Origin of the sequence: Streptomyces sp. M41(2017) (assembly GCF_002078175.1) — a bacterium.
Taxonomy (GTDB): domain Bacteria; phylum Actinomycetota; class Actinomycetes; order Streptomycetales; family Streptomycetaceae; genus Streptomyces.
This window is the reverse complement of sequence record NZ_MWFK01000001.1, coordinates 827,542-848,301: the sequence shown is the minus strand read 5'-3', so window position 1 is coordinate 848,301 and position 20,760 is coordinate 827,542. Positions and strand designations below refer to the sequence as shown.

Here is a 20,760-nt window from a genome sequence, read left to right as displayed (position 1 = left end):
CCGTCCGGTCGCGCTCGCCGCGGACGCGGCCGGCGCGGCCGTACGGCGTAGGTGCACGGCGGCAAGTATCGCCGCCGGGACCGGCTTCCGCACAGGCCTTGCCTGGATCTTGTTCGGATCACGGCGCAGCACGAAATCCCCGGCACCGCCCCCTGCCCATGAACACGTGTTCCGGTCCGGTTCGGTTCCCGCGCCGGCGCAGCGGAACGCGGGGGCGCCCGCGCGCGCCCCCGCGTTCCAGCCGGTCCGGTCAGACCCCTTCGTAGAAGGCCCGCACGCGCGCGTGGACGTCGTGCCCCGCGCTCACCCGGTCCAGGCCCAGCAGCGCCGCACCCAGTACCGGCGGGGCCGCGACCACCTGCGGGACCGCCTTCGGGGCGCGAGTGGCGAGGAGTTCGGCGATCCGGTCGTCTAGCTGCGGATGCCGGGCCGCGAGGATGCTGCCGCCGAGGAGGACCGGAGTCTCCTCGGTGAGCAGGTCGAGGCGGGTCAGCGCCACCGTGGCCATGGCGACCACCTCCTCCGCGAGCCGGTCGACGAGCCCGCGGGCCACCGGGTCGCCGTCCACGGCGGTGGCGAACAGGACCGGGGTCAGTTCGTGCCGGCGCGCGTTGCCGATGTGCTCCAGGTGGAGCGCCTCGATGAGCGCGTACATGGAGTCCAGGCCGAAGTGCGCGGGCAGGGTGCGGGAAAGGGCGGTGGGTCCGCCCCGGCCGTCCTCCGCCCGTGCCGCGTGCCACAGGGCCTCCTCGGCCAGACCCCAGCCGCCGCCCCAGTCACCGGAGATGCGGCCGATGGCGGGGAAGCGGGCGGTCCGGCCGTCGGGCCGCATGCCGACGCAGTTGATGCCGGCGCCGCACACCACGGCGACCCCGCGCGGGTCGGCTATCCCGGCGCGCAGGATCGCGAACGTGTCGTTGCGCACCTCCACGCCCGCGCCCCACGCCCGCGCGTCCAGCGCCGCCGCCAACTGCTCCTCCTCCACCGGAAGATCGGCGTTGGCGAGACAGGCGGAGACGTGCTCGACGGAGGTGACGCCCGCCTCCGCGAAGGCCCGCCGCACGGCGTCGGCGAGCACGTCGACCGCGGTCTCGACACCGACCACCGGGGGCCGGAACCCGCCGCCGCGCGCGGTGCCCGTGACCCGGCCGTCCGCGGTGACCACGGCGACGTCGGTCTTGCTGTTCCCCGCGTCGATGGCCAGCACGAGGCCGGTGGGGTCTGCGGGGCCGGACCCGGCGGCCGTCCCGGCGCCGGACTCCGTCGAGGTCATGCCCACGCGAGGTGCTCCCGGTTGTGCGCGATCAGCTGGTCGGTCAGGGTGTCGGCGTAGGAGTACTGGCCGATCAGGGGGTGGGCGAGCAGGGCGCGGAAGACCCGGTCGCGGCCGCCGCGCAGGGCTGCCTCCAGAGCGAGGTCCTCGTACGCCGTCACGTTCGCCATGAGACCCGCGTACAGCGGATCCACGGCCGGCACCGCGAGCGGCGTCGGGCCCTTGGCGTTGATCGCGGCCTGCACCTCGATCACCGCGTCGTCCGGCAGGAACGGCAGGGTTCCCCGGTTGTACGTGTTCACCACCTGGTAGGGGCTGCCGCCTCCGCCGAGCAGCGACGCGGCGAGGTCCACGGCGGCCTCCGAGTAGAAGGCGCCGCCGCGACGGGCCAGCAGCTCCGGCTTCTCGTCGAGCGCCGGGTCGCCGTACATGGTCAGCAACTGCCGCTCCATCTCGGCGACTTCGGCGGCCCGCGAGGGCTTGGTGCGCAGCTCCTCGACGACGGCGTCGTGCGCGTAGAAGTAGCGCAGGTAGTACGAGGGGACCACGCCGAGCCGGTCGACGAGGCTGCGGGGCAGCCGCAGGTCGTCGGCGACGGCGTCCCCGTGCTCGGCGAGCAGCTTGGGCAGCACGTTCTCGCCCTCGGGGCCGCCGAGGCGCACCCCGGTCTCCCAGGTGAGGTGGTTGAGCCCCACGTGGTCTAGGTGCACGTCGGCGGGGGAGACACCGAGCAGGCCGGCGAACTTCCGCTGGAAGCCGATCGCCACGTTGCACAGGCCGACCGTCTTGTGGCCCGCCTGGAGGAGGGCCCGGGTCACGATGCCGACCGGGTTGGTGAAGTCGATGATCCAGGCGTCCGGGTTGCTGCGGCGGACCCGCTCGGCGATGTCCAGCACCACCGGGACGGTCCGCAGCGCCTTGGCCAGACCGCCCGCGCCCGTCGTCTCCTGCCCGACGCAGCCGCACTCCAGCGGCCACGTCTCGTCCTGTTGGCGAGCCGCCTGGCCGCCGACCCGGAGCTGCAGGAGCACCGCGTCGGCGCCCTCCACGCCCGCGTCGAGGTCGGAGGTCGTGACGATCCTGCCGGGATGGCCCTGCTTGGCGAAGATGCGCCGCGCCAGGCCGCCCACCAGCTCCAGGCGTTCGGCCGCCGGGTCCACGAGGACCAGCTCCTCGACCGGCAGGGTGTCCCGCAACCGGGCGAAGCCGTCGATGAGTTCGGGGGTGTAGGTCGACCCTCCGCCGACCACGGTGAGTTTCATGGTTAACCCTTCACTCCGGTGAGCGTGACACCCTCGACGAACGCCTTCTGCGCGAAGAAGAACACGAGGATCACGGGGGCCATGACCAGAACGGTCGCGGCCATGGTGAGATTCCAGTCGGTGTGGTGCGCGCCCTTGAACGACTCCAGGCCGTAGGACAGGGTCCAGGCGCCCTGGTTCTCCGAGGCGTAGATCTGCGGTCCGAAGTAGTCGTTCCAGGCGTAGAAGAACTGGAACAGCGCGACGGCCGCGATACCGGGCTTCGCCATCGGCAGGACGACCCTCAGCAGGGTCCGCAGATCCCCGCAGCCGTCGACCTTGGCGGCGTCCAGGTACTCGTTCGGGATGGTCATCAGGAACTGGCGCAGCAGGAAGATGGAGAACGCGTCGCCGAACGCCATCGGGATGATCAGCGGCCACAGCGTCCCGGACAGGTCCAGCTGCTTGGCCCAGAACAGGTACATCGGGATGATCACGACCTGCGGCGGCAGCATCATCATCGAGATGACCAGCATCAGGGACAGGTTCCGGCCGCGGAAGCGGAACTTGGCGAGTGCGTAGGCGACCGGGATCGACGAGACGACGGTCAGCACGGTGCCGAAGCCCGCGTAGAGCAGGGTGTTCTTCCACCAGGTGAGGAAGCCCGGGGTGTCGAAGACCTTCTTGTAGTTGCCCCATTCCCAGGTGTGCGGGATCAGGTCGCGGCTGAGTGCCTGGCTGTCGCTCATCAGCGAGGTCAGGAACACGAACACGAAGGGCAGGACGAAGAAGAGGGCGGCGGCGAGGCCGAGCGAGTGGATCGCCACCCACTCCAGGAGCGCCTTGCGGCGGGCGGTGCGTTCGGCGGGGGAGACGGGCTTCGTCAGCTCCGCCGGCTTGTCGAGTACGTGGGTCATCGGTCAGTCACCTGCCTGGATGAGACCGCCCCGGCGCCGCATCAGGAACGCGGTGAACACCATGGACAGGGCGAACAGCACGAGCGCGACCACACAGGCGGAGCCGTAGTCGAAGCGCTGGAAGCCGAGGTTGTAGACGAGCTGGGGCAGGGTGAGCGTCGACTTGTCGGGATAGCCGGGCTCGAACTGCGTACCGGCGCCCTGGATGACGCCCGAGGCGACCTTCCCGGCGATCAGTGGCTGCGTGTAGTACTGCATGGTCTGGATCACGCCGGTGACCACGGCGAACATCACGATGGGCGAGATGTTCGGCACGGTGACGTACCGGAAGCGCTGCCAGGCGGAGGCACCGTCCAGCTCGGCGGCCTCGTACTGCTCGGTGGGCACGTCGAGCAGCGCGGCCATGAAGATGACCATCAGGTCGCCGATGCCCCACAGGGCGAGCAGGGTGAGGGCCGGCTTGGACCAGGAGGGGTCGTTGAACCAGCCGGGGGCCGGGATGCCGACCTTCTCCAGGATGGAGTTGACCGGTCCGGTGCCGGGGTTGAGCAGGAAGGCGAAGGCCATGGTGGCCGCCACCGGCGGAGCGAGGTAGGGCAGGTAGAAGAGGGTGCGGAAGACACCCGTGGCCGTCTTGATCTTCGTGATCAGCAGGCCCACGCCGAGTCCGAACAGGACGCGGAGGGTCACCATGACGAGGACCAGCCACAGGGTGTTGCGCAACGCGGGCCAGAACAGCGGGTAGTTCTCGAAGACGTAACGCCAGTTCTTCGTCCCCGCCCACGTCGGCGGCTTGAAGCCGTCGTAGTGCATGAAGGAGAAGTAGACGGTCGAGAGCAGCGGGTAGGCGAAGAAGACCGCGAACCCGATCAACCAGGGCGACATGAAGGCGAGGGTCCGAAGCGCCGCCCTGCGGCGCTTCGAAGCCAGCGTGACCGTGCTCATCGGGTGGCTACTTCGCCTGCGCGATGTCCGTGTCGATCTGCTGGGCGGTGGATTGCAGGCCCGCCTTCAGATCCTTTGTCTTACCGCTCTCGTAGTCGTATCCGAACTGCTGGAGCGTCACGAGGTAGGTGCCGCCGTTGATGGACGCCGGCGTGGTCGTGGAGTTCGGGTTCGACGCGATGTCCAGGAACGTCTTGAACCGCGGGTCGTACTTCAGCTTCGGCGACTTGAGAGCGGCGAGCGTCGAGGGCACGTTGTGGATGGCGTTGGCGAAGCCGACCACCGCGTCCGTGTCCGTCGTCATGTACTTGACGAACTCCCAGGCCGCGTTCTGCTTCTTGCTGGTGGCCGCGATGCCCGCGATCGTGCCGGTGATGTAGCCCTTGCCGTACTGGTCCGCCTGGTCGTCCGGGACGGGCAGCGGGGCGACGCCGATCTCGAAGCCGGGCTTGGCCTCCTCGGCCATGCCGAGCCGCCACTCGCCGTCCAGCTGCATGGCGACCTGACCGGTGTGGAAGGGGTGCTTGGGGCCCCACTCGTCACCGAGCTTGGAGCGGTAGGTCTCCAGCTTCTTGAAGCCGCCGAGCTCGTCGACCAGCTTCTTCTGGAGGGTGAAACCGGCCGTGAAGGCGGGGTCCTTGGCGACGTTCGACTTGCCGCTGCCGTCGAAGTACGTCGGCGAGAACTGCCCGAAGTAGTGCTCGGTGGTGGACTCCCAGCCGTGGTAGTTCGGCATGAAGCCGAGCTGCGCGTACGAGTCGCCCTTGGCGACGGTGAGCTTCTTGGCGTCCTTCTCGAACTCCGACCAGGTCTTCGGCGGGGAGGAGATCCCGGCCTTCTCGAAGGCGGTCTTGTTGTAGTAGAGGCCGTACGCGTCACCGAGCAGCGGCACCGTGCAGCGGTTGCCGTCGAACTGGGTGTACTCGTTCATCGCCTTCGGGAACGTCGTCCCGGGATCGATGTCCGACTTCTTGAAGAAGGGGTTGAGGTCGACCAGCGCGCCCGAGGAGCAGAACTTGCCCACGTTGTTCGTGGTGAACGAGGAGATCACGTCGGGCGCCTTGTCACCGCCGGCCCGCAGTGCCTGGTTGATCTTGTCGTCCGTCATGTTGGCGACGACGTTGACGTGGATGTTGGGGTGCGCCTTCTCGAAGCCGGCGACCATCGACTTGACGGCCTTGACCTCGCCCGGCGCGCTCCAGGCGTGCCAGAAGTTGATCGTCTGTTCCTTGGACGCGTCGTCGCTCCCGCCGCTGTCGGACTGGCCGGTACACGCGGTGGCGAAGAGGGCTATGGAGACGGAGGCGGCGAGCGCGACCGCCGCCTTTCGGGATATTCCGGGCATGACGAGATCTCCCTGCGAAGGACGGGGCGGAACGGGGTGACGGGCGGGACGGTGACGGTGATGGGCTCGGCGGCGCCGAGTCGGTGGTGCGGATCAGCGGGAGGTGTCGAAGACCTCGTCGCGGGTGGCTGCCAGGGCGCTCTCCAACGCGCCGCGCAGTACGGGGTGTTCGTGGACTCCGCCGACCACGAGGCGCGGCCGGGACGCGGCCAGCTCCTCCAGCTCGGCCTGGACCAGGGCGCGCAGTGGTTCGCCGCCCGCGGTGAGCGACGAGCCGCTGAGTACGACGAGTTCGGGATCGAGGACGGAGACCAGTGAGGCCAGACCGGTGGCGAGACCGGTCGCGTAGGTCTCCAGGAGCTGCCGGTACGGACCGTCCGCGACGGCGGCGGCCCGCTCGACGACGGTGGCGGCGACCTCGGTGTACGGGCCCGCGGGCAGGTCCTTGATGCCGAGCTCGCGGGCGAGCTTCGGAAGCGCCTGGGAACCCGCCAGTTCCTGGTAGCCACCGCTGTTGGCCTTGGTCACCTGGCGCACCAGGGGCGCCCCGGGCACCGGCAGGAAGCCGACCTCTCCGGCGCCGCCGGTCCAGCCGCGGTGCAGCCGGCCGCCGAGGACGAGCGCGGCGCCGAGACCGCCCTCGTTCCACAGCAGGACGAAGTCCTCGTGCCCCTGGGCGGCGCCGAGGCGCTGCTCCGCGATGGCGACGAGATTGACGTCGTTCTCGTACTCGACCGGCATCGGCAGCGCGGCCGCCAGTTCGTCGAGCAGCGTCGGAGTGTGCCAGCCGGGCAGGTGCGAGGCGTACCGCAGCCGGCCGGTGTTGGGGTCGAAGGCGCCGGGTGTGCCGATGACCAGGCGGCGGACGTCGTCCCGGGCGAGCCCGGCGGCCTTGACCGCGCCGTCGAGGGCGTCGGTGACCTGGCGTACGACGGGCTGGGCGGGGTGGCGGCCGGGGGTGGGCAGTTCGTACTCGCCGACCGTCCGGCCGGTGATGTCGGCGACGGCGGCGAGGACGCGGTCCGGGGTGACGTCCAGGCCCGCCGCGTGGCCGGCGCCGGGATTGACCGCGTACAGCTGGGCGTTGGGGCCCGGGCGGCCTTCGCTGGTGCCGGTGGCGAGCACCAGGCCCGCCGCTTCCAGGCGGGCGAGGAGCTGCGAGGCGGTGGGCTTGGACAGCCCGGTCAGCTTGCCGATGCGGGTCCGGGAGAGGGGGCCGTGCGCGAGCAGCAGGTCGAGTGCGGCCCGGTCGTTCATGGCGCGCAGGACGCGCGGAGTGCCCGGCGTACCGGCGGATCCTGCCATGTCTGTCGCCACCTGCCCTTCTCGGCCGACCAGCTTCCCAGGGGTGCCTTCGGTAAGTCCACCCAAGATCATTGTTAGGAAAGTTTCCTATTGCTGGTGCGAGGAAAGTAGGCCGGGTGGGGCGGGGGCGTCAAGAGAAACCACCCCCTAGGCAACCGACTCGTTACCTGCGGGGGTGGTGCTGTTCGAGGTCGGGGCGCTGCCGTTCGAGAAGCTGTGTGCTTGTTCGACGGCGTGACGGGTGCGACCCGTTCGCGGAGGCGGCGGTACGCGGAAGGAGGCGGCACCCGGCGTCGACCGGGTGCCGCCTCCTTCCGCGCGGGCGAGTGCCGTCGCGCTACTTGGCCGTGCTCGGCGGGGTGGGTCCCGGGACGATCGGGGCCGCCGCAAGGGACTGCGGGGACGTCGGGTTGGCGTGCGCCGAGGGGGCCGCGACGCTCTCCGACGGGTCGAGCGGCTCCTCCTCGTGGGCCGCCGCCACTCCACCGACGATCCGGATGTCCGCTTCGTCGAAGGCCCGCTTGATGCGCCAGCGCAGCTCGCGCTCGACGGACAGGGCCTTGCCGGGCATGGTTTTCGCCGAGACGCGGACCACCATGGAGTCGAGGAGCACGCTGTCCAGGCCGAGGATCTCGATCGGGCCCCACAGACGCTCGTTCCAGGGCTCTTCCTTGCTCATGGCCTCGGCGACGTTGTTCAGCACGGACTGGACCTGGTCCAGGTCCTCCGAGGCGCGGACGGTGACGTCCACGCCGGCCGTGGCCCAGCCCTGGGAGAGGTTGCCGATGCGCTTGACCTCGCCGTTGCGGACGTACCAGATCTCGCCGCCGTCGCCGCGCAGCTTCGTCACGCGCAGGCCCACCTCGATGACCTCGCCGGACGCGACGCCCGCGTCGATCGTGTCACCGACGCCGTACTGGTCCTCCAGGATCATGAAGACGCCGGAGAGGAAGTCCGTGACCAGGTTGCGGGCGCCGAAACCGATCGCCACACCGGCCACACCGGCCGAGGCGAGCAGCGGGGCCAGATTGATCGCGAACGTGCCGAGGATCATCAGCGCGGCGGTGCCCATGATCAGGAAGGACGCGACCGAGCGCAGGACCGAGCCGATGGCCTGCGAGCGCTGCCGGCGGCGCTCCACGTTCACCAGCAGACCGCCAAGCGAGGTGCCGTCGACGGCCTGCACCGTGCGGTTCATGCGGTCGATGAGCTTGGTGATCGCCCGCCGCACCACCACTCTCAGCACCGCGGCTATCACCACGATGAGCAGTACGCGCAGACCGATCGCGAGCCAGGTCGACCAGTTCTCCTCGACCCAGCTCGCCGCGTTGGTCGCACTTTCCTGGGCGTCCTGAAGCGTGGGGGCGACCCGACCTGTCGTCGACGGGGACGGCGACGGGGTCGGGGCGGCGGCCAGGGCCGATAGGACGGTCAGGGACACGGCAGGTACCTCCAGGCGTAGCGGTCCGCCCACGGCCGGGGACATAAGAGGCGCCGTTCGGGCAGAACCACCACACTAACGGGGCATCGTGTGTGGATCGTTGTGTTCAGCGGGGGAGAGACGGTGCTCACCTGGGGATGCAGGGGGTGTGGTCGAAAACACTCCCAGCCCGTTACCGGGACATGGTGGCGCTTCCACCAGGCATGAGGAGAGACTGGCTACAGATCGTCCCGGCGCGAGCCACGCGCCGCCGGCGTACAAGGAGGCATCCGTGCCGCACGTCCTGGTTCTCAACGCGTCGTACGAGCCGCTCGGCGTCGTACCGCTCCGCCGCGCGCTCGTCCTCGTCCTGGAGAACAAAGCCGTCTCCCTCGAGGAATCCGGCGCCTTCCTGCACAGCGCGACCGTTACTGTCCCCGCACCCAGCGTGGTCCGGCTGAAGAGGTTCGTACGGGTTCCCTACCGAGGGCCCGTCCCGCTGACCAGGCGAGCTCTGTTCGCCCGTGACGGCGGCCGGTGCATGTACTGCGGTGGCGTCGCAACCAGCGTCGACCACGTCATCCCGCGCTCCCGCGGGGGTCAGCACGCCTGGGACAACGTGGTGGCGTCCTGCCGCCGCTGCAACCACACCAAGGCCGACCGCCACCTGGTCGAGATCGGCTGGCGTCTGCGCCACAAACCCGCCCCGCCGACGGGGCTCGCCTGGCGCATCATCGGAACCGGGCACAGGGATCCGCGCTGGATGCCCTACCTGCAGCCTTACGGCGCGGACGACGCGATGGCCCGGATCGACGGCATTTCAGCCTGACGATCCGGGCTTTTGCGTTGGCACAGCCTGTGCGGCACGCCGCCCGGTGGGCCGGGGGCACCTGAGCCCACCCGGCCCGCCGGGGGTCCGGTGTGCCTTCCGGGGACCTGAAGGCGTCTACACGCGGGATCCCTCCGGTCGGGCACCGAGCGTCGCGCAGAGTGCAGAGCCGGCCACGAAGAGCGCGAGGCCCACGAGCCAGGCGCCGCGCTGTGGGCCCGGTTGCATGGACCAGGACAGGACTGTCGCGTTACTCACACGGGGTGAGGACGCAGACAGGTACACGGCGCTGAAGTAGAGCGTGGTGGGCATCCAGCTCAGGCGGGCGCCCAGCACGGTCGCGGCGACCGTCGTGATGCCGATGCCCCCCAAGGTGTTGCGGACCATCGCTGCCGCGCCGAACTCCTGGGAGTGGCCGGGCACGGCGAGCGCCAGCAGCAGCGCCGCGACCGAGCTCAGGGCCAGCAGGTGGCCCAGCCGCCGCGGCCACCAGGGCCGAACGGCGGTCGAGTCGAGTTCGGGCGAGTGCGTGTGCAGCCCCCCGACGACAGCCGCCGACGCCAGCAGGGGGGCGAGCGCGATCAGGGGAACCCTGCGATAGGGGTCGAGGTAGGCGTCGGGGCGGTTCGCCGCCCATGCGGTGAGCAGCGCGGCGCCGGCCAGGATCGCAAGGGTCGTCGGGATGCCCCGGGAGCGGACGTAGAGGGCGAGGGGGCGGGCACCGACCCGGTGAGCGGGGAGCGGGCGAGGGGTTCTCACAGTGACGGAACCTCGTTCGGCTCGGGGGCGCACCGACCCGCGGTGGCGAAGTAGCGGCCGAGCCAGGAACGGCGTTCGCCGTCGGTCATGGCGGCGAGGCGCGCATACGCGCGGTCCTCCGCCCGGTACGTCGCCAGCCGATCCCTGTCACCGTCCTTCCTGGCCCGCGCCACCTGGTCCGCGCGCGCCGCTTCGGATCCGGTATCGGGTGCCAGCCAGCGCAGGACGGCCTCGTCCGTGACTGCGACGGGACGTGCGGGCGGTTCGTCGCACCCAGGGCGGAGGAGCGTCCAGGCGGCTTCCCGCGCGTAGCGCGAGGGATCGGTCAGCCTGCCGCGCACGACGCTCCAGCCGATCGGGGCGAGGGACGGCAGCTCCGCCTCGTCATCGCGCGGGCGGCGACCGAGGTCCTCGTAGCGGACCGGGAGGTTGCGTACGCCTGCAAGACGGTCGGTGAGTCCGGACAGGGCCCGCTTCACCTCCGGCAGCATGCCCGGGCGTGTGCCGTTGACGCAGATGTCCGGGACGGTCGACGTGTCGCAGACCTGGCGTCGGGCGAGCGGGTTGTCGCGCAGCAGGCCGTCGCCCGTCTGGACCAGCAGGGTGGCCGCTCCGAGCGCGGCCGCCAGGGGCAGCAACGCTGCGACGCGACGGTGCCCGGCCACGGCCACGACCGCGGCGGCCGCGAGCCCGCCGGCCCACAGGGCGGCGACCAGGGGGTACCACCAGACCGCGATCTTGTCGTCACCCGAGACCCGGACCAGGCAGAACGCGAGGTAGCTGAGGTCCGACTGCTGCGTGCCCAGGGCACCCTCGACGACATATCCGCCGATCGCGAGAAGGGGAGCGGTCAACCGGAAGGAGACGACGCGTCCGGCCACATGACCGAGGACGGCACAGGCCGCCAGCGACACCGCCGTCCCGGCGTACGCGGTCGGCGCCGGGCCGCCCGCCGACGCGTACGGCGCGCAGGCGGCCAGGACCCCGACGACCGCGACCAGGTAGGCCAGGGCCAGAAGGCCTGCGAGCGGCAGAGCGGCGACCAGGAACTGGACGGGGCGACTGCGGGCCGACGAGGAGCGCAGCTCCGTCATCCGCAGTCGGCGCTCCCTGCCGCCCTGCCAGGCGCCGGCGGCGAGTGCGAAGGGCACACCGATCATCGCGGCCGCGGAGGTCGCCGTCTCCGTCGCGTTGCCCCAACTTCCCTGCCACTGGTCCGCTTTGGCGGCCAGGGCCCAGGCGAGGGCAAGCAGGAGACCGACGGCCGCCCAGGGTGCGAAACCGCGCCTCGACTCGACACCGAACGGATGCGGCGCGGAACGGGGAACGGGGAAGTCGGAGTCGGACGACGGGGCCGTGCGGCCCGGCCGCGGACGGACACGCACGTTCATCGGCCGGCCCCCGCCGCTGTCGCAGCGCGGTGGCCGCGCAGGGCGGCGGTGTAGCCGCGCTCGATGGCGTTTCCGTCGGTTTCGTGGCCCTTCGCGCCGAGAGCGGCGAGAGAGGAAGGCGTACCGCGGTAGGCGACGTGCCCGGCCTCGATCAGGGTCACGTCCGTACAGGCCGCTGCCACGTCCTCGACGAGATGCGTGGAGACGATCACGGTGGCGGTCCGGCCCAGCTCCCGTAGCAGGGCCCGGAACTCGACACGCTGCTCGGGGTCGAGACCCGCGGTGGGCTCGTCGAGGAGCAGGACGCGGGGGTCGTTCACGATGGCCTGGGCGATGCCGACGCGGCGGACCATCCCACCCGACAGCGTCTTGACCTTCGCGTCGAGACGGTCGGCGAGTCCGACCCGGCGCACGGCCTTCTCGACCGCCGGCGCGACGGCCGGGGGCGGGACTTCCTTCAACCAGGCCATGTAGGCGACGAACTCGCGCACGGTGAATCCCGGGTAGTAGCCGAAATCCTGCGGCAGGTATCCGAGTTTCCGGCGGACCGCGGTGCGCGCCGCACGGTCATCGAGGCTCCTGCCGAACATCTCCAGCCGGCCGGCCGAGGGTGCCGCGACCGTGGCGAGGACGCGGATGAGCGAGGTCTTTCCGGCGCCGTTCGGCCCGAGCAGTCCGTGAACGCCGGGATGGAAATCGAGGTCGACGGCGTCCAGCGCGGTCGTTCGCCGGTGGCGGACGGTCAGCCCGCAGACGCGTATCCCGGTGCTCCGCGATCCGTCCGCGTCAGGGGTGTTCACATGGTCTCCAGACGGTCGTAGGCCTCGTGGCGCACGGCCAGGAACAGGGCGCAGAGCGCGATTGCCGCCGCCCACCCTCCCTGCGGCGCCGCTCCGGTGAAGTAGAGGGACAGCTGATCCGTGAGCCGGGCCGTCAGGGCGGTCCCGTCGGATGAGAGGAGAGGTGCCGCTACGGCGAGCAGCCAGCCGCCGCCGACCACCGCTGTCGCGGCACGGCAGCCCAGGTAGCCGGTGAGCACGAGAGAGGCCAGTGTCAGGGCCAGTCCCGGCAGCAGCCAGGTGGCCGCGGCCGGCCCGGTCGGCGACTGCGGTCCGAAGGGCGGAAGCAGCAGCTCCACCGTCGTCAGCGACGGAAGGCTGACCGCGAGCACGGCTGCCGTGCGGGTGAGCAGGAGCCGCAGACCCCCGGACGGGGTCGCCGCGACGATCTCGTGCAACGGATCCGCGTGCCGTCCGTAGGAGAGGGCGACCCCGGCCACGGGGATGACGGGCGCCACGGCCAGCAGCAACGGCCGCGTCCCCGCCCATCCGCCTCCGTGGGCGAGCGCGACCGCCGCCAGGACGACCAGCGCCAGGGCGCCGACCCAGGAGCCGCGCAGAGCCGGCCCGGCGGCCCAGGCGATCCGCGCGAGCCGCCGCCCGGCGCCCCAGCGCGGTCCCGGCACCATCGGGACCGGTTTCGGCACCGGGGCCGATGTGAGGACCACGTCCATGAGCGCGTCCCGTATCTCCGCCAGGACCACCCCAGCCGCGCCCGCCCGGGCCGCGTGCGAGACCCGTGCGGCGCAGGGGTCGCAGCGTTCCAGATGCCTTTCCAGCGACCAGGCGTCGGTTTCCGCGAGGGTTCCGTCCGTGTAGCGGGTGACGAGATCGTCCGGGGCGTGCCAGCCGGTCATGCCGGGCCTCCCAGTGGAGACGGATGCAGACGGAGGGTGCGCGACGGGTCCAGTAGGGCGAGAGCCGCGCGGAGTTCGGCACGCGCGCGCATGGCTCGTGTCTTGACCGTCCCCTCCGGAATACCGAGGAGGGCGGCGGTCTCCCGCGTGGTCAGCCCGTCGATGACCGTCGCCCGCAGCACCTCGCGCAGCTCGGGTGAGATGCGGTCGAGAGCGGCGCCCACGTCCCCGTGCTCCAGCTCCGCCAGCACGCGGTCCTCGGCGGACGGCGCGGGCGTCGGCACCATGTACTCGACGCGTGCGGCCCGCTCCTGCGCCCGTCGGGCGTCCACGAGGCGTCGAGCCGCGATCGTCCACAGCCAGCCGCCGGCCTCCGCACCCCGGTGGGTGCCGGCCGACCGCCAGACGGTCACGAACGTGTCCTGCAACACCTCGCGCACCACCTCGGGGTCAGCGCACCGGCGGCTCAGTCGCGTGTGCAGCCAGCCCGCGTGCCGGTCGTACAGTGCGGCCATCGCCGCCGAGTCCCCGTCCGAGACGGCCCGCAGCAGCGCCGCGTCCGTGTCGTCCTCCCGGTGGCCCCTCATGGGGCGGAACAGTCTCACACCCCGTCTATCGAACCCTGCGGGGACTTCGGTTCACTCCGAGGGGGAGTCCTCTCCGGAGGACGTCTCCGCGACCGCGTAAACCCCCACCGACCACAACGAATACCCGTACTTGGTCGCGCGCTTGACGCCCTGGACGCGCAGGTAGCGCGCATCGCGTTCGTCGAAGCGGACCTCCTCCCGGCCGCCCCGGCTGTCCGTCGCGGTGGCCGCCGTGCGCCAGACGCGGCCGTCGGCGGAGACCTGGACCCGGTAGGCGGAGGGGTGGGCGTCCTGCCAGTGCAGGGTGAGGCGGCCGAGGCGGGCGGATCCGGCCAGGCGCACCTGCCACCAGGCGCCGTCCTCGACGGGGGAGGACCAACGCGTCCCCGGATCACCGTCGTTGGCCGCCGAGGCGGGGAAGTCGGCGGTCTCGTCGCCGGACGAGGAGGCCGTGCCGGTGCGCGCCAGGTCGGGGCCCGCCGTGCGGGGGAAGGCCCGGACGGTCAGGGTGCGGGTCTCGGAGCCGAAGGTCACCGGCACCTCGTACGTGCCCGACGGGGTGCCCGGCGCGACCGTGACCTCGACCGGGGTGTCGACGACCGCGCCGCGCGGGAGCGTCGCGGAACTGCGCCGCACCTCGACCCGGATGCCCTTGGGGGCCTTCGCGGTCAGTTCGCCGCGGACGTCGGAGGGGCGCAGCGAGGTGATCCGGGCCGTCACCCGCAGGCTGCCGCCGATCTCCGCGTCCGCCGTCGAGCGGGTCAACTCCAGGGCGGCGGCGGGGGAGTCGGCGAACCACGGCACGAGATGCCGGACCTGGTCGCGGGTGGGCCCGCTGACCCGGAGCGCGTCCGTGCGCACGTCCGGCGTGTGGATCTCCGTCGCGCCGCCGGCCGTCAGCGGGCCGAGGCGCCGCCAGCCCTCGCCGGGCACGTGCGCCTCGACGGATCCCGTGGCGGCGGGGTCGGTGAGCACGCTCACGGCGGTCAGTGTCCGGGGGTGCGGAAGGGTGAGGGTGCGGGGATCGGCCTCCTCGCGCGCTCCGCCGTCCTGCTGTCCGCCGTCGTGCCGGGGCGCGTCGTCCCGCGCGTGACCGGAGTCGTCCCGGGTGCCGCCGCCGGTGTCCGTCCGGCCGTCGCCCTTCGGCGTCGTCCCGTCCGCCGTCCCGCCGGGCTTCGTCCGTCCGCCGGGCCGGGCCGACGGGTCGTTGTCGAGCCCGGCCCACCGCTGGTACGCGGAGCGGGCCTTCGTCAGGAACGGGTCGAGCACGCCCTTGCCGACCGTCACCCCGCTCGCCGCGAGTTCGGTGCGCAGCCGCTCCAGGGTGCGGTAGGCCGTCCAGGCGGCCGTCGCGTCCCCTCGCTCCTGTGCTGCGGACAGGTCGACGGCCGTCTCGCCGGCCTCCCCGTACCGGGCCAACTGCGCCGTCCAGGGCTTCACTTCGGCGGCTACGGGGCGTCCGGCGAGCCGCTTCGGGGTCTCGCGCATCACGGTGAACGCGGCACGCAGCCGCTCGGCCGCCGTCGCGTTCGCGGACCGGTCCGTCGTCGTCCGCGCCTGCCAGAACGCCGCGATGAGCGGGCGCAGATACGCCGACTCCTCGCCGCCCAGGACGGACGAGGCCTCGTTCCCGGCCAGCGCGCGCAGCGCGCCGGCCCGCCGCGCGTCCCCGTCCGCGAGGTCCTCGATCGCGGCCTTCCAGGACTCCTGCGGGCGGTAGTCCCGCGGGTTCCACGCGTAGTCGGCCGCGGTGAACAGCGGGATGCGGGAGGCCTCGGCCTGGGGCATAGCGTTCGCCAGCAGCGCCGCCGAGCCCGTCGCGACCGCGGGCTCGCGCCCCTCGTAGGGGCCCAGGAACACCCGGTCCTGGGCGTAGTCGTTGACCGGGTAGTTGTCCATGGTGACGAGCCGGTGACCGCCGAACACCTCGCGGGTGCGCGCCAGTTCGCCGCCCGTGATCGTCTTCGGTACGACCCCGACGCCCGTCCAGGCGACCTCGACGCCCTCGGTCAGGGCGCCCGCCAGCAGGCGCCGGTAGTCCGTCGAGCCGTCCTCGTAGTACTCCGTCGGCATCAGGGACAGCGGGGCCACGTCCGGGTGGCGGGCGGCGAGGTGCCGGGCCACGGCGTTGGCCACCCGTGCCTGTGCCCGTGCCGCCGCCGCGGGGCCCGAACCGAAGGTGTCCGCGTCCGCCCCGCAGTGCCACTCGGTGTAGCTGACGTCCTGGAACTGGAGCTGGAACGCCCGGAATCCGAGCGCCCACATGGCGTCGAGCTTGCGGGTGAGGGCCGACACGTCGGCGTCCGAGGAGAAGCACATCGCCTGCCCCGGGGCCACCGTCCACGCCGGCGTCACGTGGTTGCGCCGAGCCCGCTCGGCCAGGTCCCGGAAGTGCGCGCGCTGCGCGGCCGGGTACGGCTCACGCCAGCGCTCCTGCCGGTAGAGGTCGTCGCCCGGGGCGTAGACGTACCGGTTCTGCTTGGTCCGCCCCATGAAGTCGAGCTGCGCCAGGCGCTGTTCGGTGGTCCACGGGCTGCCGTAGAAACCCTCGGTGGTGCCGCGTACACCGGTGCCGGGCCAGTCCCGGACCACGGCCCCGGCGATCCTGCCGTCCGTGCGCACGAGCTGACGGAGCGTCTGGACCGCGTGGAACAGGCCGTCCTCGCCGACGCCCGCGAGCGCGAGGGTGTCGCGGCCGTCGACCCGGCCCACGGCCAGCCGGTAGCCCCCGGTGGGGAGGTCCGCGCGCGGGGCGGCGCCGAGCGCGGTGAGGGCACGCTCAAGGGCGCTCGGACCGGCGCCGGGGACGCCGTTCGCGCCCCACCGCCCGCTGCCCGCCGCTTCCGTGCCCAGCCGTACCACCAGGGCGTGCGCCGGAAGGGCGTCGCCCTCGCGCGCCGTGCCGATCCGCCGGGCGCCCGCCTCGCGCAGAACCGAGCGCAACGCCTCGACGGCGTACGGGTCGGGGGTGCCGTCGGAGGTGCCGGGGGCGGCCGGGGAAGCCGTCGCGTTCCGGTCGGTGGTGACGCCGGGCGCGTACGGAGTGTGGGGTGTGCCGGGGGCGTACGGGGCCGCCGTCGCGCCCGCCGGACCGGTGACCAGGACGACCTCGTCGGGGACGGTGACCGGGGAACCCTTCGCGCGCAGCGACTGCGGACGCGGCCACACGGAGGGCACACCGCCGGCGGTGGACCCGGCGTCGTCCGCGGAGGCCGCGGGACCTGCGTCGGGCGGCGCCGCGACGGCGACGGGAGCCGTTCCGAGAGCGCTCGCGACCACGGCGAACGCGAGTGCGGTCGTGCCCTTCGCCCGCCGGAGCCGCACGCTTCCCCCTCGTAGCCAGCCGCCCGGCCACCACGCCGGAGTGGCGACGAGCCCACCATCCGGGTGGTGGGGGTGTCAACGAGAGTGGCCGAAGTGTCAGGATTGCCCCAGCCTGGAGGGGCGGCCCGGAGGGACGGGACGGCAGCGGAGTGTGACCAGAAGCACGTTGTTCGTCCGTGTACGTCTGCCGTCGCGCCCGCTGGGTAGGGCTGCGGTGACCGCCTGGGCATGCCTCTCCGGCAACGGCACGCCACCGACCGCCGGAAATGCCCTCGGACGCCGTACCCGACTCGACCAAGGAGGCCCCCGTGGCCGCATCGGCTCACCTGCTTCTCTCGGCCCTGTCCAAACGCGACGCGGAGCCGTCCTTCCCCGGCCAGCGCGGCGGACGCGCTTCCGCCGAGCCCGAGGCCGCCGACCTCTGCCTGCTCAGCGCGGAAGGCGCCTGCACGGAGCTGCCGCTGACCAGCGAACCCCCGCTGCCCGACGCGGAACCCCTGACCAGCGAGCCCCCGCTGGCCGACGCCGCGCACCTGACGAGCGAGCCCACCTCCACCGGCGCCGCGTCGGGGTTCTAGATGGCATCGAGTGGGCCCGCCGAGCCGCAGCGGACGCCGTCGGATCCGGCACCGCGGACACCCCTGTCCCGGCTCGCCGAACTGCATGGCGTCGCCCCCGCCTACAACCCCTCCCCGGACCGCACGGTCGCCGCCTCGGACGCCGCCCTCGTCGCGATCCTGGCCGCCCTCGGCGTCGACGCGAGCACCCCGGACGCCGTCACCGCCTCCCTCGCCCGCCACGAGGCCGAAGCGGCCCGGCGCCTGCTGCCGCCGACCGTGGTCTGCTGGGGCGGCCTGGCCCCCGCCGGACTCGACGCGCTGCCCGACGGCACCCGGCTGCGCGTCACCACCGAACAGGGCGAGGCCCGCGCCTCCGCCGAGGGACTGCCCCCCGGCGTCCACACGCTGCACGCCACCGCGCCCGACGGCCGCACCGCCGACGCCCACCTCGTCGTCGCCCCCACCCGGCTGCCCGCGCCCCCCGGACGCACGTACGGCCTGCTCGTCCAGCTCTACTCCCTTCTCTCCCGCCGCTCCTGGGGCATGGGCGACCTCGGGGACCTCGCCGAGCTGACCGCCTGGGCGGGACGCGCGCTCGGTGCCGGATTCGTGCAGGTCAATCCGCTGCACGCGGCCGTGCCCGGTCACCCCACCGACCCCTCCCCGTACCGGCCCTCGTCCCGGCGCTTCCCCGACCCGGTGCACCTGCGGGTCGAGGACGTCCCCGAGTACCCGTACGTCGAGGACCCCGAGCGGCTGCGCACGGTGCTGAAGCGGGCCGAGCAGCTGCGTGAATCCGTCCTGAGCAAGGGCGCGCTGATCGACCGCGACGCCGTCTGGGAACTCAAGCGCGAGGCACTGGAAGCGGTGCGTGCCGTACCGCTCGGCCCCGGCCGGCGGGCCGCCTACGCGGACTTCCTCGCCGAGGAGGGCCGGGCGCTGGAGGACCACGCCACCTGGTACGCGCTCGCCGAGGTGCACGGCTCCGACTGGCGCAGCTGGCCCGAGGGACTGCGCGACCCCCGCTCGCCGGAGACCGCCCGGGCGCGCGGCGAGCTGATGGACCGCGTCGACTTCCACAGCAGGCTGGCCTGGCTCACCGACGCCCAGCTCGGCGCCGCCCAGCGCTCGGCGACCGACGCGGGCATGGCCGTCGGTCTCGTCCACGACCTCGCCGTCGGCGTCCACCCGGACGGGGCCGACGCCTGGGCGCAGCAGGAGTACTTCGCGGCCGGCATGTCCGTGGGCGCGCCCCCGGACGCCTTCAACGCGCGGGGCCAGGACTGGGGTCTGCCGCCCTGGCGGCCCGACCGGCTCGCCGCGTCCGGATACGCCCCCTACCGCCGCCTCCTGCGCGCCCTCCTGCGGCACGCGGGCGCGCTGCGCATCGACCATGTCATGGGCCTGTTCCGGCTCTGGTGGGTCCCCCAGGGGCAGCCGCCCACGGAGGGCTCCTACGTCCGCTACGACGCCGAGGCCATGCTCGCGATCCTGGTCCTGGAGGCGTCCCGGGCCGGGACCCTGGTGATCGGCGAGGACCTCGGCACCGTCGAACCGGGGGTGCGCGAGACGCTCCAGGAGCGCGGCGTGCTCGGCACGTCCGTGCTGTGGTTCGAGCGGGACTGGGAGGGCGACGGACACCCGTTGCCGCCGGAGAGCTGGCGCGCCGACTGCCTGGCCACCGTCACCACCCACGACCTGCCGTCCACCGCGGCCCGGCTCACCGGTGAACACGTCGAACTGCGTGCCGGCCTCGGCCTGTTGCTCGGCTCCCTCGACGAGGAGCGGGCCGCCGCCGCGGCGGACACCCGGGAGTGGCTCGCCCTGCTGTCCCGGCTCGGGCTGCTGCACGGCCCGAGCGGCGGCAGCCCCGCGTCGGCGGAGGAGGCCGAGATCCAGGCCGTGCACCGCTTCCTGCTGCGCACCCCGGCCCACATGATCGGCGTCTGGCTGCCGGACGCCGTGGGGGACCGGCGCCCGCAGAACCTGCCCGGCACGTGGGACCAGTACCCCAACTGGCGGCTGCCCGTCGCCGACGCGGAGGGCCGTCCGGTGACGCTGGAGGACCTCGCCGCGTCACCCCGGCTGCACGCCCTCCTGGAGGTCGTCCGGAGGGAGAGCGGCCCGGGAGGAAGCGCGGTCGGCGACGTCGGCGGCGGGCCCGCGCCGGGTTCGGGAGGGGGGCCGTGACCTCCGTACGGCACCCCCGGGCGAGCGCGTCATCAAGGTGTTCGCTACGTTTGCACCGTGGACAAGAAGAACGCTCTGCGCGCCGGTGCCCTGGCCGCCGGTACGACGCTGATGATGCTGCTCATGACGTCTCCCGCGCTCGCGCTGACCCGCGACGACGGTGACGACCCCGGCAACGGGCTGAGCGTGCTGGACACGCTGGGCCTCTACGTCGCGGCGCCGCTCGTGCTGTTCGCGATCATCGCCGGCCTGGTGATGGTCCTGGACAAGTCCCACAAGCAGCCGAAGCAGGGCTGAGCGCCGCTCGCCCCACCGCGTCTCTCCGTCGAGGGAGTTTCCGCACCCACCGGGTGCGGGGACTCCCTCGACGCGTTCGCGCGGGGTTCTCCGCGTGCCGGGCGGGCCGAGCTCCCGGGACTACGGGCGCTCCGGCCGGGGGTTCAGTCGGCGGTCGCGGCCAGCAACGGGCGCAGCAGAGCGGCCAATTGGGTGGCCTGGTCGCCGTCGAGGGCCGCGAGCGCGGCCGTCTGGACGGCGAGTCCGGTGCCCACCGCCTCGTCGATCAGCCGCAGGCCCTCGTCCGTCAGGGTCACCTGAAGGCCGCGCCGGTCGTGCGGATCGGGGGACCGGCGGAGCAGTCCGGCGCGCTCCAGTTTGTCCAGGCGCCCGGTCATCCCGCCGGTGGTGAGCATGAGCGTGGCCGAGAGCTGACGGGGCGAGAGTGTGTACGGGGCGTCCGAGCGGCGCAGGGTCGCCAGCACGTCGAACTCCCCGCGCGAGATCCCGTAGCGCGCGTACGCCTTCTCCATCCGGTCGCCCAGCGCCCGCGAGATCCGGAACACGCGCCCGAAGACCTCCATCGCGGCGGTGTCGAGATCCGGCCGCACCGCGGCCCACTGCTCGATGATCGCGTCGACGGGGTCCTGGGGGGTGCTCATGGGGCCGAGTATCCGCCGCGCCGCAGGAGGCCCGCAAGAA

At 72.7% G+C, this 20,760-nt stretch carries 18 protein-coding genes; 4 read left to right on the top strand and 14 right to left on the bottom strand.

Features of this window, described 5'->3' with window-relative positions; all coding sequences use genetic code 11:
* Nucleotides 1-250 precede the first annotated feature (250 nt).
* The 7 genes from B0675_RS03785 to B0675_RS03755 all read right to left on the bottom strand — a co-directional run bounded on the left by B0675_RS03785 (nt 251) and on the right by B0675_RS03755 (nt 8,467).
* Nucleotides 251-1,273, bottom strand: a complete 1,023-nt coding sequence (locus B0675_RS03785; RefSeq protein ID WP_081221568.1) for a BadF/BadG/BcrA/BcrD ATPase family protein — start codon at nt 1,271-1,273, stop codon at nt 251-253.
* Nucleotides 1,270-2,535, bottom strand: a complete 1,266-nt coding sequence (locus B0675_RS03780; protein WP_081217306.1) for a 6-phospho-beta-glucosidase — start codon at nt 2,533-2,535, stop codon at nt 1,270-1,272. Before B0675_RS03780 ends, B0675_RS03785 begins: the two co-directional genes overlap by 4 nt.
* Nucleotides 2,536-2,537: 2 nt before the next feature.
* Nucleotides 2,538-3,431 (bottom strand): carbohydrate ABC transporter permease, encoded by an 894-nt coding sequence (locus B0675_RS03775; RefSeq protein WP_081217305.1) that lies wholly within the window; start codon nt 3,429-3,431, stop codon nt 2,538-2,540.
* Nucleotides 3,432-3,434: 3 nt separating this feature from the next.
* Nucleotides 3,435-4,376, bottom strand: coding sequence for a sugar ABC transporter permease (locus B0675_RS03770; RefSeq protein ID WP_081217304.1), 942 nt, complete (start codon nt 4,374-4,376; stop codon nt 3,435-3,437).
* Between the two features lie 7 nt (nt 4,377-4,383).
* Nucleotides 4,384-5,721 carry an ABC transporter substrate-binding protein gene (locus tag B0675_RS03765; RefSeq protein WP_081217303.1) on the bottom strand — a complete coding sequence of 446 codons (1,338 nt, stop codon included), beginning with the start codon at nt 5,719-5,721 and terminating at the stop codon, nt 4,384-4,386.
* Nucleotides 5,722-5,814: 93 nt separating this feature from the next.
* Nucleotides 5,815-7,026 (bottom strand): ROK family transcriptional regulator, encoded by a 1,212-nt coding sequence (locus B0675_RS03760; RefSeq protein WP_081217302.1) that lies wholly within the window; start codon nt 7,024-7,026, stop codon nt 5,815-5,817.
* Between the two features lie 337 nt (nt 7,027-7,363).
* Nucleotides 7,364-8,467, bottom strand: coding sequence for a mechanosensitive ion channel family protein (locus B0675_RS03755; RefSeq protein ID WP_241539686.1), 1,104 nt, complete (start codon nt 8,465-8,467; stop codon nt 7,364-7,366).
* Between the two features lie 271 nt (nt 8,468-8,738).
* Here B0675_RS03755 and B0675_RS03750 point away from each other — a divergent pair, with 271 nt between their 5' ends.
* Complete coding sequence (locus tag B0675_RS03750) at nt 8,739-9,275, top strand: HNH endonuclease (RefSeq protein WP_081217300.1); 537 nt, start codon at nt 8,739-8,741, stop codon at nt 9,273-9,275.
* A 117-nt stretch (nt 9,276-9,392) separates the two neighbouring features.
* On the opposite strand, the gene B0675_RS03745 is transcribed toward B0675_RS03750, so the two are convergent.
* The 6 genes from B0675_RS03745 to B0675_RS03720 are packed head-to-tail and all read right to left on the bottom strand — an operon-like array spanning nt 9,393 to nt 17,032.
* Nucleotides 9,393-10,034 (bottom strand): hypothetical protein, encoded by a 642-nt coding sequence (locus tag B0675_RS03745; RefSeq protein ID WP_081217299.1) that lies wholly within the window; start codon nt 10,032-10,034, stop codon nt 9,393-9,395.
* On the bottom strand, nt 10,031-11,425 hold the full coding sequence (locus B0675_RS03740) for a hypothetical protein (protein ID WP_241539685.1): 1,395 nt from the start codon (nt 11,423-11,425) through the stop codon (nt 10,031-10,033). The genes B0675_RS03745 and B0675_RS03740 overlap by 4 nt, the downstream gene beginning before the upstream one ends.
* Nucleotides 11,422-12,225 carry an ABC transporter ATP-binding protein gene (locus B0675_RS03735; RefSeq protein ID WP_081217297.1) on the bottom strand — a complete coding sequence of 268 codons (804 nt, stop codon included), beginning with the start codon at nt 12,223-12,225 and terminating at the stop codon, nt 11,422-11,424. Before B0675_RS03735 ends, B0675_RS03740 begins: the two co-directional genes overlap by 4 nt.
* Nucleotides 12,222-13,121 (bottom strand): zf-HC2 domain-containing protein, encoded by a 900-nt coding sequence (locus tag B0675_RS03730; RefSeq protein WP_081217296.1) that lies wholly within the window; start codon nt 13,119-13,121, stop codon nt 12,222-12,224. Before B0675_RS03730 ends, B0675_RS03735 begins: the two co-directional genes overlap by 4 nt.
* Nucleotides 13,118-13,708, bottom strand: coding sequence for an RNA polymerase sigma factor (locus B0675_RS03725; RefSeq protein WP_081217295.1), 591 nt, complete (start codon nt 13,706-13,708; stop codon nt 13,118-13,120). Before B0675_RS03725 ends, B0675_RS03730 begins: the two co-directional genes overlap by 4 nt.
* A gap of 51 nt (nt 13,709-13,759) precedes the next feature.
* Nucleotides 13,760-17,032, bottom strand: a complete 3,273-nt coding sequence (locus B0675_RS03720) for a beta-N-acetylglucosaminidase domain-containing protein (protein WP_081217294.1) — start codon at nt 17,030-17,032, stop codon at nt 13,760-13,762.
* 308 nt (nt 17,033-17,340) lie between these two features.
* On the opposite strand from B0675_RS03720, the gene B0675_RS03715 reads away from it, so the two are divergent.
* Genes B0675_RS03715 through B0675_RS03705 form a run of 3 tightly spaced genes read left to right on the top strand, consistent with a single transcriptional unit; the run spans nt 17,341 to nt 20,079 of the window.
* Nucleotides 17,341-17,610 (top strand): hypothetical protein, encoded by a 270-nt coding sequence (locus B0675_RS03715; RefSeq protein WP_081221567.1) that lies wholly within the window; start codon nt 17,341-17,343, stop codon nt 17,608-17,610.
* Nucleotides 17,611-19,782: a 4-alpha-glucanotransferase gene (gene malQ, locus B0675_RS03710; protein WP_081217293.1), complete on the top strand. Its 2,172-nt coding sequence runs from the start codon at nt 17,611-17,613 to the stop codon at nt 19,780-19,782.
* A 57-nt stretch (nt 19,783-19,839) separates the two neighbouring features.
* Nucleotides 19,840-20,079 (top strand): hypothetical protein, encoded by a 240-nt coding sequence (locus B0675_RS03705; protein WP_081217292.1) that lies wholly within the window; start codon nt 19,840-19,842, stop codon nt 20,077-20,079.
* A 143-nt stretch (nt 20,080-20,222) separates the two neighbouring features.
* Here B0675_RS03705 and B0675_RS03700 read toward each other — a convergent pair whose 3' ends face one another.
* Complete coding sequence (locus tag B0675_RS03700) at nt 20,223-20,720, bottom strand: MarR family transcriptional regulator (protein WP_081217291.1); 498 nt, start codon at nt 20,718-20,720, stop codon at nt 20,223-20,225.
* Between the last annotated feature and the right edge of the window lie 40 nt (nt 20,721-20,760).

Excerpts from the sequence above, each read along its gene's own strand:
- B0675_RS03785 (WP_081221568.1), bottom strand. The coding sequence starts at position 1,273 with ATGACCTCGACGGAGTCCGGCGCCGGGACGGCCGCCGGGTCCGGCCCC.
- B0675_RS03780 (WP_081217306.1), bottom strand. The coding sequence starts at position 2,535 with ATGAAACTCACCGTGGTCGGCGGAGGGTCGACCTACACCCCCGAACTC.
- B0675_RS03775 (WP_081217305.1), bottom strand. The coding sequence starts at position 3,431 with ATGACCCACGTACTCGACAAGCCGGCGGAGCTGACGAAGCCCGTCTCC.
- B0675_RS03770 (WP_081217304.1), bottom strand. The coding sequence starts at position 4,376 with ATGAGCACGGTCACGCTGGCTTCGAAGCGCCGCAGGGCGGCGCTTCGG.
- B0675_RS03765 (WP_081217303.1), bottom strand. The coding sequence starts at position 5,721 with ATGCCCGGAATATCCCGAAAGGCGGCGGTCGCGCTCGCCGCCTCCGTC.
- B0675_RS03760 (WP_081217302.1), bottom strand. The coding sequence starts at position 7,026 with ATGGCAGGATCCGCCGGTACGCCGGGCACTCCGCGCGTCCTGCGCGCC.
- B0675_RS03740 (WP_241539685.1), bottom strand. The coding sequence starts at position 11,425 with ATGAACGTGCGTGTCCGTCCGCGGCCGGGCCGCACGGCCCCGTCGTCC.
- B0675_RS03730 (WP_081217296.1), bottom strand. The coding sequence starts at position 13,121 with ATGACCGGCTGGCACGCCCCGGACGATCTCGTCACCCGCTACACGGAC.
- B0675_RS03725 (WP_081217295.1), bottom strand. The coding sequence starts at position 13,708 with ATGAGGGGCCACCGGGAGGACGACACGGACGCGGCGCTGCTGCGGGCC.
- malQ (WP_081217293.1), top strand. The coding sequence starts at position 17,611 with ATGGCATCGAGTGGGCCCGCCGAGCCGCAGCGGACGCCGTCGGATCCG.
- B0675_RS03700 (WP_081217291.1), bottom strand. The coding sequence starts at position 20,720 with ATGAGCACCCCCCAGGACCCCGTCGACGCGATCATCGAGCAGTGGGCC.